13 protein-coding genes are annotated in these 17032 nt (G+C 59.3%); 7 read left to right on the top strand and 6 right to left on the bottom strand.

Annotation, left to right across the window (positions count from 1 at the left end; all coding sequences use genetic code 11):
- Positions 1-86: 86 nt before the first annotated feature.
- Genes ACLGGT_RS20820 through ACLGGT_RS20790 form a run of 7 tightly spaced genes read left to right on the top strand, consistent with a single transcriptional unit; the run spans position 87 to position 5494 of the window.
- Positions 87-743, top strand: coding sequence for a virB8 family protein (locus ACLGGT_RS20820; RefSeq protein ID WP_437197533.1), 657 nt, complete (start codon positions 87-89; stop codon positions 741-743).
- A gap of 1 nt (position 744) precedes the next feature.
- Positions 745-1440 carry a TrbG/VirB9 family P-type conjugative transfer protein gene (locus ACLGGT_RS20815; protein WP_437197532.1) on the top strand — a complete coding sequence of 232 codons (696 nt, stop codon included), beginning with the start codon at positions 745-747 and terminating at the stop codon, positions 1438-1440.
- Positions 1437-2816, top strand: a complete 1380-nt coding sequence (locus tag ACLGGT_RS20810; RefSeq protein WP_437197531.1) for a TrbI/VirB10 family protein — start codon at positions 1437-1439, stop codon at positions 2814-2816. The genes ACLGGT_RS20815 and ACLGGT_RS20810 overlap by 4 nt, the downstream gene beginning before the upstream one ends.
- A 4-nt stretch (positions 2817-2820) precedes the next feature.
- Positions 2821-3807, top strand: a complete 987-nt coding sequence (locus ACLGGT_RS20805; RefSeq protein ID WP_037275532.1) for an ATPase, T2SS/T4P/T4SS family — start codon at positions 2821-2823, stop codon at positions 3805-3807.
- Positions 3804-3998 (top strand): DUF4177 domain-containing protein, encoded by a 195-nt coding sequence (locus ACLGGT_RS20800; protein WP_008282953.1) that lies wholly within the window; start codon positions 3804-3806, stop codon positions 3996-3998. The genes ACLGGT_RS20805 and ACLGGT_RS20800 overlap by 4 nt, the downstream gene beginning before the upstream one ends.
- Entirely contained in the window at positions 3995-4405 is a 411-nt protein-coding gene (locus tag ACLGGT_RS20795) for a hypothetical protein (RefSeq protein ID WP_437197530.1), read from the top strand. The genes ACLGGT_RS20800 and ACLGGT_RS20795 overlap by 4 nt, the downstream gene beginning before the upstream one ends.
- Positions 4406-4417: 12 nt before the next feature.
- Positions 4418-5494, top strand: coding sequence for a type IV secretion system protein (locus tag ACLGGT_RS20790; protein WP_437197529.1), 1077 nt, complete (start codon positions 4418-4420; stop codon positions 5492-5494).
- 122 nt (positions 5495-5616) lie between these two features.
- Here the strand turns inward: ACLGGT_RS20790 and ACLGGT_RS20785 are convergent, their stop codons facing one another.
- The 6 genes from ACLGGT_RS20785 to ACLGGT_RS20760 form a co-directional block, all read right to left on the bottom strand.
- Complete coding sequence (locus tag ACLGGT_RS20785; protein ID WP_437197528.1) at positions 5617-8319, bottom strand: AAA family ATPase; 2703 nt, start codon at positions 8317-8319, stop codon at positions 5617-5619.
- A 109-nt stretch (positions 8320-8428) separates the two neighbouring features.
- Complete coding sequence (locus ACLGGT_RS20780; RefSeq protein WP_437197527.1) at positions 8429-10705, bottom strand: restriction endonuclease; 2277 nt, start codon at positions 10703-10705, stop codon at positions 8429-8431.
- Positions 10706-10922: 217 nt separating this feature from the next.
- A complete protein-coding gene (locus tag ACLGGT_RS20775; protein ID WP_437197526.1) occupies positions 10923-12923 on the bottom strand; it encodes a type IV secretory system conjugative DNA transfer family protein in 2001 nt (666 codons plus the stop codon).
- 8 nt (positions 12924-12931) lie between these two features.
- Positions 12932-15265 carry a relaxase/mobilization nuclease domain-containing protein gene (locus tag ACLGGT_RS20770; RefSeq protein WP_437197524.1) on the bottom strand — a complete coding sequence of 778 codons (2334 nt, stop codon included), beginning with the start codon at positions 15263-15265 and terminating at the stop codon, positions 12932-12934.
- The gene (locus ACLGGT_RS20765; protein ID WP_437197523.1) at positions 15252-15845 is read right to left on the bottom strand and encodes a helix-turn-helix domain-containing protein; all 594 of its coding nucleotides are present in this window, start codon (positions 15843-15845) and stop codon (positions 15252-15254) included. The genes ACLGGT_RS20770 and ACLGGT_RS20765 overlap by 14 nt, the downstream gene beginning before the upstream one ends.
- 516 nt (positions 15846-16361) lie before the next feature.
- On the bottom strand, positions 16362-16568 hold the full coding sequence (locus ACLGGT_RS20760; RefSeq protein ID WP_007120662.1) for a hypothetical protein: 207 nt from the start codon (positions 16566-16568) through the stop codon (positions 16362-16364).
- Positions 16569-17032: the final 464 nt, after the last annotated feature.

Here is a 17032-nt window from a genome sequence, read left to right as displayed (position 1 = left end):
TCAAATATCGGTTTTCGCGTTCGAGCGCAGCGAGAGGCAGCGAAGAACCGATTCAACTCATTTCGAAACGCCGAGCGGGGGCATGAATGGTGGCGACTGAACAAGAAATCATCGAGGAAGAACTGGTCTACGGTGCCCTGCGCCGCGAACGGCTCTGGCAACGCCTTGGTCTGGCAGGTCTTGTCTTCGGCATCATCGGCTGTCTGAGTGCCGCGGCTGTCTCGATCCTCGATGTCGATCCGCCCCCCGTCGTTGTCCCCTATGATCCCGCCACCGGCTTTGCACTCCCCGAGGCCTCGGTGGGCGCTTCCTCGGTGACCGCCAACCAGGCGATCATCGAGGCGGAGGTCTTCCGCTATGTGACCGACCGGGAGATCTACAATCAGCTCGATAACGATCTGCGCATCCGCAGCGTCCTGCGCCGCTCGGACGGGGCCGCCGAGAGCGGGCTGCGCCAGATCTGGAACAGCGCCAACGAGAATTACCCGCCGACGGTCTATGGCCCCAATGCTCGGCTCGACGTGGAAATCCTCAGCATCAACCGGATCGGAACCAACCGCGCGACGGTCCGCCTGCGCAAGCGCCTGACGTCCATTAACGGCACCCAGACCGGCCTCTTCACTGCGACGCTTCTCTTCGAGTTCCGCCCGGAGACCCGCCGCTCCATCGACGAGGTCTGGACCAATCCATTCGGCTTCACCGTCCTCGAATATTCCATCCGCTCCGACAGATTGGAGAACTAGTTTGATCAATAGGTTCTTTGTTGCTGCCATATTTGTTTTGCTGCCCGGCCTTGCCTTTGCCGAAGCGATCCCGCGCGGTGGTCCAAATGACAGTCGTGTGCGGCTGGCCACCTACCAGGAAAGCCAGGTCTACCGCCTCAGCGTGTCGCTCACCCATGTGACCACCATCGAGTTCGGCGAGGGCGAAAGCATCCGCTCGATCATCGCGGGCGACACCGAGGGCTTCGAGATCGATGGCGTGCCGGGCGGTCAGGCATTTGCCATCAAGCCCGTCGCGCGCGGGGTGCATACCAATGTGACAGTTTATACGAACCGCCGGAGCTACTACTTCAACGTCGAGGAGGTCCGCAGCCCGACCTTCTACGTGGTGCAGTTCCGCTATCCGGACGACGCTGCGCGCCCGACCCGGGCCATCGCCGCCCAAGCGCCAAACTACAATTACGGTGCCAGCGCGCGGACCGAGTTTACGCCAACCCGCATCTGGGATGACGGGACGTTCACGTATTTCGCGTTTCCGAGAAACGCACCTGTGCCAGCGATCTTCCGCTACGCGGGCGGCCGTGAACGCACGGTCAACACGCAAGCCACCGAGGACGGAGTGATCCGTGTCTCCGGGGTGAACAGGCAATGGGTGCTGCGGATCGGGGAAGAGGTGGTCTGTATCGAGGCCACAATGCCTGCGGGGGTAGGCTCATGAGCGACACAGGAAGCGCAGACCTCGAGAAGCGTCTTGCCGCCCTCGAGCAGGGTAAAGGTGCAGGTTCGCCTCCTGCCCCGCGACGCTCACCTCTTCTCGCATTGGTCGTCGTCCTCGTGATCGGCGCCGGTGGTGCATTGCTCTATCTCATGTCCCAACCCGAGGAGGAGGAAGCCCTGCCCACGGCCACGCCGGACGTGTTCCAGAACGAGGGCGACGGCTTCGGCGCCATCGAAACCCTACCTCCACCCGAGCCCGAAGTGGTTCTGGTCGCGCCCGAGCCCGTCGAGCCCAATGCCGAGCTTCTGGCGCAGCTCGCCGCCCTACAGGCCCAGATCGAGGAGTTGCGCAACGCCCCTGAACCAGTTGTCGAGGAAGACACCGCCGCCGCAGAGGCAATTGACGCGCTGACTGCTCAGATCGCGGCGCTGCAAGCGGCATCGGAAACGGCGCAACAACAGTTCCGGGATGAGCTCACGGCCCGTGATCGGGAATTGGAACAACTCCGCATGGACCTCGAACTTGCGCAGCTTGAGGCCAACCGGCCCCTTCCGGCACCCATCGGCCCCACTGAGGACGAATTGCGCGCGCGGGAAGAAGAGCGGCTGCGCCGCGAGGAAGAGGCACGGCGGCTGGCGGAACTCGAACGCCGCGCGGCTGAGGAACGTGCGTTTCAAGAACGGCGCATCACCTCGCCCACCATCGCCTTTGGCGGCACCTCCGGTGCGAATGAAACGGCTCTGACTGAACGCACTTTTGGCGAGGTGACGGATTTCGTGCTGAACGGTGCGCTGCCCTCCACCGTGACGCAGGCCGAGGTGATTGCCAATCCGTCGAACACGATTGTGCAGGGAACAATGATCCAGGCCGTCATGGAAACCGCCCTCGACAGCTCCCTGCCCGGCCAGACCCGTGCCGTGGTGTCCGAGGATGTCTACAGCTTCGACGGATCACGCCTCCTGATCCCGCGTGGCTCCCGTCTCATCGGGCGCTACCGCGCTGGCGTCGATATCGCGCAGCGCCGCGTCACGATCGCCTGGGATCGGATTATCCTGCCCGCGGGCCAGACCGTCCAGATCAGCTCCTTCGGGGGTGACGAGCTGGGCCGTTCCGGCGTGACCGGCTTTGTCGACACCCGCTTTGATGAGCGCTTCGGCTCGGCGGCGCTGATTTCTCTGATCTCCGCAGCCCCAAGTGCTGCTGCTGCAAACGTTCAGGATGAGACCGCGTCGGACGTGCTCGAAGACGTTGGCGATGATCTGGCAGATGCGACGGACAGCGTCATTGGCGATTACCTCTCCATCGGCCCCGTCATCTATGTCGACCAAGGCGCACGCGTCACGGTCATGGTCGACCGCGATCTGGAGATATTCTGAGCCCATGTCGCTGAGCTATCTCGAAACCTCGCTCGACCGGATCGAAGCCGCCGCCCGCGACGACGTCATCGAGATCTGCATCAATCCCGACGGGACCTGTTGGGGCGAATTCCAGGGCGATCACTTCATGCGCGCGCTGGACCAGAGGCTTACGGGCGTTCAGGTCAGGGACCTCGGCAACCAGATCGCCTCCTCGGCCAATACCACGATGAGCAAGGACCGCCCCATCGTCTCGGTCTCGATAACCTATAAGGGTCGCCCGATCCGCGCACAGGTCATCACCCCGCCCGCGGTGCTCTCGGCAATGTCGATCAGCCTGCGGTTCTTCTCAAGCCTGCCACTCGAGGGTATTGCGCTCGATTTTCTCTACGGAAAAGAGCGCAAGCTCGAGGACCTGCGCGTGGAAAAGAAGCGTGCCTTGCGCGCCGTGGTGGCCGCGGGTTTGATCGATGATGCGCTTGCCTTCTGCGTCGAGAACAAACTCAACATGATCGTCTCGGGTGGCACCTCCACCGGCAAGACCGTGGCCGCGCGCAAGATCCTCTCTCACGTACCATCTGAAGAACGCATCGTCACCATCGAAGAAGCCGCCGAGCTTCTGCCGACCCAGCCAAATGCCGTGACCCTCATCGCCAATCGCGACGCAGAATTCCAAACCGCCGATGTGCTTCTCACCGCCACGCTGCGCATGCGCCCCGACCGGATCATCCTGGGCGAGGTACGCGGCAAGGAGGCCATGACCTTTCTGGAAGCCATCAACACCGGTCATGGCGGCTCGATGACCACGCTCCATGCCGAAACCCCGCAATTGGCGGTGCAGCGCCTCGCGATCGCAGCACTCAAGACCGAAATCCCGATGACCTATACTGACATGATCCAGTACATCGAAAATTCCATCGATGTGATCATCCAGGCCGGTCGCCATGACGGCAAACGCGGCATCACGGAATTCTACCTCCCCGGCGCAACCGAGATTGGAACTTCCCCATGAAGACCTTTGAATACAATATCCTGTCCTTTCCCATGACCCGCAAGACCAGCCTCTCCGACATGCAGGCCAGCCTGAACGAGAAGGGGGCAGACGGGTGGGAGGTGGTGTCGATCAGCACTTCGGAATTCGCCAATGTCGGGCACACCGTTTTCCTGAAACGCGAAACCACACCCGCTGGAGCCACGGCATGAGGCAGGCGCAGCACCTCGCCTTGGCCGCGCTGGCCCTAAGCCTGACGCCTACCTTCGCCGTTGCCGAGCGCAACCTAGTGCCAACCCTCGATCGCAGCTTTGACGTCTGTCCGAACCGGCCCGCTGAACCCGTCTGGATGCAGGATATCTCCCTGCGCCAAGCCTATCAGCGCGTGTTGGTACAGGACATCTACCGCGCCCAGAACCTCGAGCGCATCGTCGAGACCGGCAGCTGCGACTGCGCGACCCGGTTCCCGTCCTGGGACGCTGCCGAGGCTGTGTTTCGGGAAAAATACGCGAGCAACGAACGGTGGGAAATGCTCGAAGCCTCGGATGGCTACAACCGCCGCGCCAACGCCGCCCGAACTGCCGCCAAGGCCATCTGCGACGCCGCAGGCAATTGGTAAGGCAGCCCCGCGATGAGTGTCGTCACCTACTTCGTTGAAACCTCCCAAGCCTATCTCGACACCGCCGCTGAGACCCAGTTTGGTGCGGTTGCGGCAACGGTCGGCACGCTGCTGGTTTTGGGGACAACGCTGGTGGTGATCCTCGTCGGCATCAACATGATCTATCAATATCGGGCCATGGATGGGCACACAGCCTTCTGGCTCGCGGTCAAGATCGGGCTCATCGGGATATTCGCGACCAATTGGATGCAGTTCAACGCGTTCTCGTCAGCCATTCTCTATGGGATCGACAGTATCGCGGGTGCGCTGGTAGCCTCCGTCGGCGGCGGCAGTCCGGGGCCCTCTGGAACTTTCGCCGAAGAATTCGACCGGCTGATCGCGGAACTGGGCAACTATTTGAACGCTGCCGGGTCCGAACTGAACTGGATGGCCGGCGCCATGCTCGACATCGTCGGTGTTCTTCTGCTCTCAATCCTCGGCGGAATGGCCGCCTTCATCCTCGTGGCCTCCCGCCTGATGATCGCGCTCCTGATCGGGATCGCCCCGGTGATGATTTTCCTGACCCTCTTCGAGGTCACCAAGGATTATTTCGCGCGCTGGCTGTCCGCGCTGATCTCCTTTGCGCTATACCCCATCGTCGTCGCAGGCGTGTTCGCAACGATCACAGGCGTTTCCTCCGCGCTCATCGGTGAACTAGGCGATCCCGAAGGGGCCTCAAACATCGGCGCGCTCATCCCCTTCTTCATGATGGTGCTCATGGCCAAGGGCTTCATTATCGCCACGCCCTTCATCGTCCGCGCGATCTCCGGCAACATCATGATGCCCGCCCTCTCCGGTGGCCTCGGCGGCGGCTACAGCTTTGCCCGCGCCGCCATGGGAAGCCAGCAGGCCTACAATCGCTACCTCATCGGCGGGGCCAGTGGCGCAGAATACGCAGCCCTCAGGGCGCGGCAGTTCTTTGGCGTGCAGCAAATGCCAGTGCGGCAAGGCATGGGACAGACGGGTTCCGGAGGCGGCACAGGATCCGCAGACTCGGGATCAAAAATGCTGGCGCAGCTGGCGAGACTGGGACGGCTTGGGCGACGGTGACGGCCCTCTGCGGACATTCAGCGCCCCACAATTAGGCCCCCGGAAGCTGAAATTGGTGCAACTCGCAGCAATACTCTCTATCGAACGATTGGGATGAACCAACTTAGCCTACTGACGCAACATCAAAGGAACTCTGGCACTGGACCTTTCTCATACTGATGCCCTTTCTCAAGAATGGCTTTTCGCTCTGAGACCTTCTCGTAAAAATTTCTCAAAGCATGAAAGTCTGCATCGATGTCGACTTTAGTTGGCAGGTCTTGCGGCAAGTCTGCAGCCCTATCGTGCCCGGAGTAATGCGAGCATCGCTTCATTCCCTCGAATATCGCCGGGTAATCATCTGAAGGATGATAGCAGGCATGTTTAAGACTTTGGGTCATTACACCTGGCTGGAAACGCTGGATGGTACCGTTGAATAGGATTTCTTCAACAATCCGCTCCCAAGTCTCGCGCATCAGAGTATAGACGGCTACGAGTGAATCGCGAAATTCCTGAACCACCGGATCATAACCGTCCTTGTACAATTTGGTTTTAGCTTCGTTGAGTTCGCCGATACGCTGCTTTGCCTTCTTGGTATGGTTCGGCTTACCCGAGTCATCAATAATCCCGAACTTGGTTCCACCTAGACTCGACATCCATTCGGTATGGCAGGGAATATTGGCACGTCGCGCCTCATTCTCGATCATGTAATGAAACATGATATTGTGCGTAAAGATGATGACCTGGCGCCCAGCCATGGCCTCAGCCACAAGCCGCTTTGCCACAGCTTCCATTCGGGAGTGATCCAGAGAGGAAACCGGATCATCGACTATAATGCCGTGTTCGGCACCAACCTCGATCAGTTCGGCTAGGAAACATGACAACGCGAGCGCTCTCTGCTCACCCTCGCTGAGCACATCGCTGTTGTTCGCCACACGCTGATGAGCAGTCAGGCCAACTTCAATAACACTGTCTGGGCCCGCACTGCGGTCTGAAAGATCGATGGGAATATGCGAGAGCTTGAGAGTATCCAGTTCTTTTGTGAGCTGCGTTTTCAGGCTCTTGGTCAAAATGACACGGCGACGGGCCGTGAGCTGGCGCGCAATGGGGCCTGACAAACACAGCTTGCGCGCCTCCTTGATCTTGAGTCGCTCCACGAGCTGCTTGAGCCGGGCTACCATAGTTTCGATGTCCTCACTCAACTTCTTTTCATCTTTGAGCTCCGCCTCTTGGGATGCGAGCGTTTTCATACGCTCTTCATCGGCATCTGCATTTTTCAGAGCATCGATCTCCGTCTGCAGTTCTTCCAGCGCTGCATCGATCTTTTGGGTGAGATCGGCTTGGACAGCTTCTAGAGTATCCGCCCCATCAAAAGTGCCCGCTTCGATCATCGCCTTCACCGCCTCAAGACGCTTAGCAAGAACACTGTAGCCAAGCGCAATCTCATCGACAAAAGCCTGATGGTCATCGCTCAACCCGCCATAAACGCCCAGAAGCGCTTTGGTTTGTTCCGCTGTGCCAAAGCGGAGGGCATTGATGGAAGCAACAAGCACCTCGTAGTCGTTTGTGGCTTTCTGACTGTCGTTGGCAGTGCGTCCAGAAATATACTCATCGAACTTGGCCATCCGTGATGCCGCGTCATCCTCCAAGGGTTGCTGGCAGAGGACGCAGGCTTCGCCAGTGGCCAGCTTGGGGTCATCGCGCACAGGGAAAGCTTCACCGGCAAAGTCGCGGGCATAGATCAGCATCTTTCGCCAGGATTCCGAACCGATTTCCGGGATCGGCATCCCTTCTCCCAGACCTTGGGCTGCTGCCTTGGCCGCCTCGGCCTTTGTCGTCATATCGGTGTGGGCATCTTTGATCTTAGCGATGCCATCATCGGCAAGAAGTCCAAGGTGACCGGAAAGCTCGGTCTTTATATTCTCTAGCTCCTGCTTCGCCGATCTGTGAGACCGCAGCCGCACCTTAGGATCATCGCGAATTTCATCGCTGACGCTCTGGAGAGCGGCCTCCTTTTCATCATTCCATACGGTGAGCGCGCGCAGGTCCGCTTCATCGGGAAGATAGGCTAGCTCTGTTTCAGGGACGAGTTTTGCAAGAGCCTGCGAGACAGCGGTGCCATCCGTATAACCAGCAGGCAGTGGCGCACGGATCGCCACATCTATCCCGTTTTCTCGAACCTCAAAATCACCGTCCAGCGCCTTTGCTGCCAGAGCGAGCTTGTTCAAAAGATCGAGCTCATATGGTAAGAATTCAACCTTGCGGTCCTTGTCTACGTAAACGCGCGCTGTCGCCGTATCGAATACGGATATCCTTGCTAATTCTGCCGGAGGCGGATCGCCGTGTCGCCAGGTTGTCTCTTGGCGCGCGGGTTCGTCGCCTTCCATGCCGAACACAAGGTCAACTTCTGGAGGGTCGGCTGCGGCGGCCTCATAAACATTTCCTTTGAGGTCCTGAGGACTGAGAGACCTGCAAAGCTGTTTGGCTATTCGACAGTAGCCGCTCTTACCTGATGCATTGGCACCGTAAACAAGTGTGATTCCATTTTTCGCGAATTTGATCGGAGGCTGGTCGCTTGCTAATCGGTCTACCCGACGGACAGGTCCAATCGCACCAAGAATTGTGCGTGGGGCGTCGGCTGCCGGATCAGATAGGTGCTCTGCAGCTAGGGGAGTAACCGCAGCGACTTCGTCGTCGATCAGTTCGGTTGCCTTCTCAATAAGCCTCCGTAGGTCCGACAAGTCTTCCTTGCTCAACTCGCCTGTTGTCGCCAGTCGCCGAAGCGCATCCTTTTGCCAATCGGGCCGTACTTCTTGATTTGACCAAGTAATGAGCTCCTCAAACGCCATTTAACTATTGTCCTTATGAATGCCGAACAGCGATGCGCCGCTGTAGGTTCGCCACAAGCTAAGCCAAGTGGCCGTTACAAGAAAACGCAGAATCGTCGGAGCAAGAGAATTATTTAGAAAAAGTCGAAAACAAGCTTACGAGGTCTTTGTCGGAAAACTCTGCGTCGGGGTTACTATTTTGCCCGCGAGAACTCGGTTGGTATTCATCATAATCAGGCACCTCAATTTCACTGATTTTTTCTTGCACCACCCTTTTCGCAGTTTCAGCACTGCGACCAGTGTGCTGCGCAATGAACTCCAGTATCTCTAGGTGCTCATTCAGCTCACTTTCGGAAGAAAGGTCAGAGATTCTTTCTGAAATCTCATCAAACTCATAGTCAATCGCGGAGTTGATCGCGTCCTCGATGGGTCTGAGATCAATAGCGTCACCAAAGTACTCGGCTATGGCGTCATTCACGGCGACCAACTCGTCCATCGGAACGCCGGTTTCGATTGCCGTCATCAGAACGGCTTTAACTGCTGTTAGCAGTTCTTCTTTGCCGTCAACATCATCATCGACAAAGCTTGAAATCCTCCAATGAAGCTCTGGCAATTCTCTGGAATCTCGTGACGCATCTACCTCAAGGATATCGCTCTTCAAAACTGAGATTGCGGCATCGAGAAAATCACGGTGGCCAGAGTGCTCAAACAGATCGAGCAGAAGAGATCCGCGATCTGCTATAGCGAGGTCATCGAGTTCGCGGTACCAATAATTGTACTGCTCCGACTTCACCTTTGCGAAGTTGGGAATTTGGTCCAGTTTGTTCGCGAACTCGCAGAATTTTTGCGCCAGTGTTTTCAGTTTATCGGGTTCGGTCTGGAACGCATGCTTCATGTGGCTCCACAGATTCTGAGCCCATTCAGCTCGAACACAAAGAGTTGGGAGCAGGCCCAGAAAGTCTCCATCAGTTAAATGCTCTTTTAGAAAGTCGCGGACTGATGGGTTCACAAACCGTACCCGGTTCCCGGATATAGCAACAAAACCAGACTCGAGTGATTTAAGAGCTTCTTCGAAGTCCTCTGGCTTTGACGGCTGTGAATAGTGTTCGCAAATCTTATTATGTATCGCGTTGAAGTTTTCCCGCAGAACCTTGATGGGTTGGCGATACTGATTGCCAAAGTAGAGAGCCACAAGCAGATTCTGGCAGCGCATACTGAGACTGCGGTATGCCTTGGCCCAGAGCAGCGATGGATTCTCTAGGATCTTAAAGGCAAACTTTGGATAGGCGGATGGTTCCAAGTCCTCAGGACACTCCGCAGCAACATGCGCAATAAGGCGCGGATTGTAGTTTGGGTGGTCGACGATCTTCTTGAGCCAATCATCCTGAAGCAGAGCTTTTATATGGTCACCATTCAAATCTGACGCTGCAAGATGGTTGAATAAGATACGCGCCTTGATTGAGCGATTATATTGGCCAACATCCAGCAAAAATTTTGAAAGCTGGAAGCGGCCCTCATCCATATGATCTGAAAGCCGTCGTGCTTCCTCAAAAATGTGGGCCCGCGTCGTAAGAATGAAACGAGAGTTTTTCGAAGCTCTAACCCGTTTCACAAATCTCGCCAGTTGCCCATCCCGTTGAACAAGCGCTTGGCGATCGAGCTCAATCTGACCGAGAAAATCGTCAAAGAAGAAGATGGTTCGCTTTTCCTCATCGAGTTTGGCAAAGCCATCGTCGAGAGATCTTATCGCGCAAAATTGCCAATCGTCATTGAGATAGTGATAGGTGAGCATTTTGGCCAGCGTGGTCTTCCCCACCCCTGGCGGGCCAGACACAACGAGGACGCGATGTCGTTCGAGCTTTTCAAACGCGGCGTCAAAACTTGGGTTACGAACATAGACTCGCAACTCGCCCAAAATTTCAGCTTTGGTCGCTGCCGTGTGGGCCTCAAGACCTGACTGCAGCACTTTCTCCAAAACTGCCGTACTGGTCATCCAGAGTTTCAGATGTGCCTTTTCAATGTCGGGGTGACGCTTCAGCGCGGCCTCAATGTCTTCCGCTCCCCAAATGTCTTCCGGACTTTTTAGGCGATCACCTAACACATCTGCCAGTTCGTCGCTAAGTGCAGGTGTCAAAGATTGAGACGTCAAGAAAATGTAACGACTTGGTTTCAGAAGATCGATCTTCGGCACTTCCATTTTCAAAGCCGACTTCAACTGAGAAAACGTTGAATTCAGATAATGCTTGCACTGAAGAATGGTCGACTTAGGACCCTTGGAATGCCTGCCATCGACACCGCCATCAGCGCCCGCGCCAAACGCAGAAAAGCGCTGACCGGTTTCAGCTTGCAGGATATCACGACACAGATCCTCAAAATCCGGAGGTGACAGATTTCCAAGCCTTTTCATGTCACAACCCCACCAACTATTTTGTTAATAAGTCTACACTACCAGACCTGCAATTGGATGAGAAAGTCAGCCTAGTCCACAATAAGGAGGGGCCACTGCCGATGCACATCCTATCCTCCTGAGAATGTCTGCTTAACTAACAAATCAAGTGAAACGATACCAGTGCAGCGAATGGCTTCTTCCCGTCCTCCCCGACAAACAGGCGATGTCCGCCACCCTATCGCGCAACCAGCCTTTCACCATCCTCCTCTCGCAGCATCGCTTCCATTTCGTCCAAGCCATCGACTGCAGAGCGCATCTGCGCCTCATCAGCTACGCTCGCAGCTTCAGAATCCGCGACGCCGCTGCCAAAATCCATCTCCATCTGGCGCTGTTCCTCGGCGATGACGGCTTGAACGACAGGCGCGGTCTTCTTTGGAGCGGCGTCGGCTTGGCCTGACGGTTGACCATCGCCAGCCTGGCTCGCCCTCTCCACATCGGCTTCTGTTCCCCCTGGCCCATCCGACGGCGGCGTCATCGGCATGGCGCGCACACTCAGCGGCAGCGTGCCTTGCGATCCCCCTCCCCCCGGCTCTGGAAACGGCAATTCACCCGTCTGCGCCGCGTGGACCGCCTTGAACAGCCAGTCGTCAAAATACTGAATCCGCTTTGCACGGACCGGCATCTGCGCATCGATCACCATGACGATCTCATCGAGCGGCAGGCGGCGCGCCTCGTCTTCAGGGAGCAAGGAGCTTTCTTCGGTCCGGGTCGACTGGCTGCGCCCTTCAAAGGGGTTCTTGCCGATAGACTGGGAGCGCGTGATGACGGTCTTCGTGGTCTTGCCGACCGCCTTGCTCAGCTCCTCGACGGTTTTTTCATCGGAGGGCGTCAGGTAGAGCTTCACGCCCGCATTCCCCTGCAAGGCGCGGCGGGTGTTTTCGCCGTAGATTTCATCGAGGGCGGGAATGGTTTGGGTGACCACGGCCAGGTGACCACGATAGGTGCGCAGTGTCTCGATGCTTTCGACCACGATGGGCATTTTGCCGAGGCGATTGAACTCGTCGAGCATGATCATCACGGGCCATGGCTCATCCGGCCCGGGGTCCTTTTCCTGCATGGCGGAGAGGAGATCGGAGAAGAAGAGCCGGATCAGCGGCGCGAGTGGCTTTACCATCAGCGGCTGGACGACGAGATAGACCGAAAAGGGCTTCTTGCGGATCGTCCGGAAGTCAAAGTCCGACACCGCCGTCGCCTCATCGATGGCGGGGTTTTGCCACTGGTCGAGCCCCGAGGTCATCAGGAGCGAGACGTAAGAGGTCAGCGTGTCGTTGTTGGTCGAAGCGAGCCTTGTGAAAATCAGCTTGGCGGCCCTGTTGTCGACCTCGTGGCCGCGCGCGAAGTATTCCTTCTGCTTGTTCCCGCCCGAGGCCGCGATGCGATAGATCTCGCCCAAGGTGGGGCGCTTGCGCTGGAAGGCCAGCAGGCCTGCTGCCACGAAGAGATCGATCCCGCCCTTGAGGAGACCCTGCACCCGGTCATTGTCGCTCTGCAGGAAGAGCGTCGCCAGGAGCTGCAATTCCATCTGCTGTCGCGCGGGATCTTTCAGCTCAAAGATGCGCAGGAGCGGGTTGTAGCGATGCGTGCGCTTGCCCTCCCAATCGGTGGGGGCAAAGCGATAGACCTTGTCACCTTGGGCTGCGCGATGCCGGGCCGTGGCCTCAAAGCACTCGCCCTTCACATCGAGCGTCACGGCGGAGCCTTGCCAAGTCAGCAGGTTCGGAATGACGAAGCCCGTGGTCTTGCCGCGGCCCGTGGGCGCCACGATCAGCGCATGGGGGAAGACCTTGGAGCAGATGTAGTTGGCGCGGGAGCCCGGCGGCCCCAGCTTGCCGAGGATGAACCCGGTCCCTGGCGCCCCGAAGAACCCATTGGCCTTCATCTCGCGCGCGGTCTGCCAATGGGTCTGGCCAAACCGTGTCAGGGCGGACCCCGAGAGGGCGAGGCTTAGCATCAGGCCGGCGGCGGCGAAGCTGCCGATGATCAGGTGAATAAGTTGCGCGTCCTCCGGGCGGCGATCGAGGATCGCCAGATAGTTCTGCGCGATATAGGCAAAATCGATCTCGGCCCCGAAGCCGAGATCCTGGTAGGTCAGCACCGCCGAGGCGATGGTATAGCCCATCGCCCCGGTCACCAGCGTCACCAGCAAGACGCCGGTTGCGATCCGCGCTTTTCCCATGGAGGCGCTCAATGGACCTGACCCCGCTCGGTCTCGCCATCCACGTCTGTCGCGCGGTGTTTTTCATATTCGGTGTCGGCAAGATCATCGACCACCTGGCGCAAGGCCTCCGTGTTGGCCGTCGCTGCATCCGATTGCAGGTAAACCTTGGCGACATAGAGCCGGTCGAGACGGTCCTCGAGAACCTTTTCCAGCGCATCGGCATCGCCGGATGTGAGCCGGTCTAGTTGGCGAATGTCCAGCACCCGCGCGATCTCGCCGCGGAAGGCGTCCCGCTCCGCCTCGGTCTCGAAGGGCGCGGACAACTCCCCCGCCCGCTCATGGTCCAGAACACGCGCAATCTCGTCTGCAAGGCGGTCGGCACGGTCAAACTGCGGCGCAGTTTCATCGCGGGCTGCGAAGATGTCGTCGTGCCTGCCAGACCCGAGCCCATCGCGCATCTCGGTTTCGCGGCGGACCTGATTGATTGCCTCCGTGTCGCGTATCTCGACGACGGCCGCATAGGTCGCGCCGAGCCCGCGGGCGAGGTGGGACGGCATGTCCGGATAGCGCGCTCGTAAGTCATCCGTGACTGCATCTGCAACGGGCCTGCGGAGGTCGCGTCCCGCCATGATCCGATCAACCTCGCGGGTGATCGCGCTGGCACGGGCCGCATCGGTGATGGTCTCCCTGTAGGGTTCAGACCGGTCGATCACATCGCCAGGACGTGCGAGCAGGTCCGGGTGTGCTTCGAGATACGCGCGCTGCTCCGTCTCGATCCGACGCTCCGCTCGCGATACAACCTCCCAGTCCCGGTCCTCGATCTGCTGCGCTGTCAGGCCGTCTGCGCGCATCTCCTGACGGATTGTTCCTTCCATCGCCCGGACCGCGTCCCGGTGATAATGGAACCGCTCGCTGACCGGTTCCGTTTCCATGACGCCATCCCGGCGCAGCACGTTCTCCCGTTCCAAAAGCGTACCAAGCTCGACATGCACATCGTTGAGAATGTCGCGCGCCTGTTCCAGATCGGCGCGGCGTTCGAGGTTCAGATCGCGCGCCTCAGCCACTTTGGAGAGATCATTGGCGATCCATTGATGCTCGAGCGCTGCATTTGAGGCGCCCGTCTCGATCCGGGCCACCACTTCCGATGTGCTGATGCCCGTGCCCCGTAGTGCTACGTCAATGCGCGATCTCAGGTCGGGCTCGGCCAGTCGCTCGCGCTGGCTGGCGTCGATATTGGCCTCGGAATAAATCCCGCCCTCCGAGGGGGCCTCTGACAGCGTGGATGATCGCAATCCGAGAGGCTGCATGTGCTGGACCTGCGCCTGGATCTCGATCAGGCGTTTTTCCAGCACGGGACGTTCCGCGTCAGACTTCTCGGCGATCATGCCCTGCACCCGCGCGAGCTTTTCCGCATAGAGGCTTCGCAGATCCTCGAAGCTTTGATCCTCGGCCATATACACATCTCCTGTTCGGTCCACCTGCCCGCCATGCGCCAACACCTCGCCCGCGCGGAAGAGTGCTGCGGCGATGTCTTCCCGGGCCTCCCGGGAGGCCTCTACGGCAAGCGAATGATAGACGGTTCTGGTGTTGGCGATCTCTGCCAGCGTCCGGGTCAGGTCGGCTCCCACACGTTCCCGCTCGCGGGGCGCGCGACCCTCTTCTTTCGCCGCATAAACCTCGCTGGTGCGGGCTGGGTAATGCACGACACCCCGATCAACGCGGCGCGTGGCTTCGAGGCGCACGCTGTACTTTTCCGCCTCCTCGACCATGGCGAGGCGGAAGTCGTCATAGTTGAAGCGATGATTGCGGCCCAGAAAGAAGAACTCGCCTTCCTGCGAGCGGCGGTTCAACACCAGATGCGCATGGGGGTGATCGCGGTCCTCATGCACCGCGATGATGTAGTCGAAATGCCCGGCGTCGGTCTGGAAGAACCGCTCGGCCACATCCGTCGCGATGTCGCGCACATCCTCCCCACGCGTGCCCACGGGGAAGGACATGAGCATGTGGGTGGTCTGTCCGAGCTTGGGCTTGAAGCCCGCATCCCACCGCTTGGCAAAGCGCTCGGTGAGGTCCTTGATGTCACCCGCCTCGAGCTTCGTCTTGCCATCCAGAAACCCGCTCGAGTCGACGATATGGGTGGACTTGGTCGTTAGGTAATCGAGCTGGTTTGCGAGCTGCGATTTGGTATGCGTGCCCCCGCCCCGGATCGCCTTGAAGACCGCTGGCCGATGCCCTGCTGCCGCGCGCGCAAGCTGGGTCTGCTTGGCCACGTGCAGCCCCTGCATCGAGCCCCGGACGCGGCTCCAGCCATCCCGAAAGACCTCGCCCGTGACAGCATGGACGGCATCATTCAGCCGCATGGGCAAACTCCCTTAGCGCGGCCGTGGCCTGCAGCTGCATCGCGTCTCGACGGCGGCGCAGAAGCAGATCGATCTCGTCAGCGGAATCCAGAATGAACCGCGCCAGCCCGCGCATCTGCGCAAGACGCAGTTCGGTGAACTCGGCACTCGTGCCCCCCACGGCCCCCTGCCCCTGCCGGTTGGCCCGCGTCATCTGCTTGGCGATTTGCCCGACCCCATTCCCGACCTCGTGCAGCGAGGCGCGGTAACGCGCCATCTCTGCCGCCAACTGCGCGTCTGGAACGAACACCCCGCCTGCCGCCTGAATGAGCCGCCGCAACCCCTCGGCCCGGCTCTCGATCCCCGCCTTCGCCAGCACCTCGTCGAGCGCCGCCAACTCCGCAGCCGTGACCTTCACACTGACCGCTGAGACCGGAATTGCGGCATCCGTCTGGCGCTCGGCATCTGCTTTGAGCGTGTACTGAATCGCCCGCACCGACACGCCAAACCGTTCCGCCAGCACTGAAGTGGAAACGCCTTCCGCAGCCTCGCGAACGATCTCCATGCGCTCCGCATCGATGAGGCGTTTTGAGCGAGACATGCGAAGAAAGACCCCCTATTTCCTGCCACCTTCCACCAAGGCTGCCCCTACCTTACGATAATATACCAACCTGTCAATTATATACTTACGTCGCATTCAGGCTCAGGCAGCCTTGGTGTCCGCTTCCCCCGCGGCCCGCAGGGACGCGGCTCTGCCGCCCTCACCACCAGCACAGCCTCCAGCCTCAAAGGCCCCTTCTCCAGCCCCGCCCGAGGGTCTGGCCGAACACGCATGTGTTCGGACGGAACCGCGGGCGGGCGCAAACCCCACCGACAGGGCGGACTGTCAGGGTCAAGGAGGGCCAGATTTGGCTTGCCAAATCTCTGCCGCAAAAACCGGGAGGCCCTGGCCGATAGGTTTTTGTGGATGGCCCCCTTGAGGCTGACTGGCCGGTCTGTCGCGGCCTGGTCATTCCGGGCGGAGTGCGTCCGTTGAACGCGCAGGGACCTGCATCCCTGGAACAGGGATCGGGCCGCCCCAAGATCGTGCTGGGGCGGCCCATCCTCGTCAGAGGATTTAGTCCTGGGGATCTTTCGCGCTCGGCGGGAACATCACCAGCTCCGAGACCGCGACCGGGAAGTCGAGCTTGAGGCTGAAGAACTCCGAGCCGTCCCCGTTGCGAGTGTTGCGGAACATCGCGCCGACGCGTTGGAAGCGGGTGCGCTCCTGGCCATCGGTATCGGTGAACTTGACGGGGACGGTGGCGACGTAGTGGTTGGTCATTTGGGTTACTCCTTGTTGCGATGGGGATCACCCGGCACGGGGGCAAGAGGCCCGGTCGCAAGCGCAAATGCGGAGGGTCCGCGGCCAGCCGTGGAAGCCGCATTTGTGCTTGCCGGAGCGAAGCGCAGGGCACGATTGGGCCGACCCCGTGCGATCCACATCTATGAGCAAAAAGGAGAGAGCCGGATGATCCTTGCCATCACGCCGACGCCACCATCCGCGTCCTCGTCCCGCCGAGCCTGGCCGGGGTGCTGACGAAGCCCGCTCGCGTGAGTGCCATGTTCCGAAACACCACCCGAGGGACGCGCAAGTCTTCAGCCTCAAGTGCGACGTTTCGAGCCTTCGTGTCTTGCGATGCTGACGATGTGCGTGAGGTGCGCACCATCCCCAACCCGTACCGATGCGGATGGGCCGCACTCTGACGGACTTGGTAGAGGGATAACGGTGCTGGCCGCCGCAGACTG

Origin of the sequence: Roseovarius sp. MS2 (genome assembly GCF_051447875.1) — a bacterium.
GTDB classification, from domain to species: domain Bacteria; phylum Pseudomonadota; class Alphaproteobacteria; order Rhodobacterales; family Rhodobacteraceae; genus Roseovarius; species Roseovarius mucosus_A.
The sequence above is the reverse complement of the archived record's forward strand: the minus strand, read 5'-3'. Positions and strand labels throughout refer to the sequence as shown.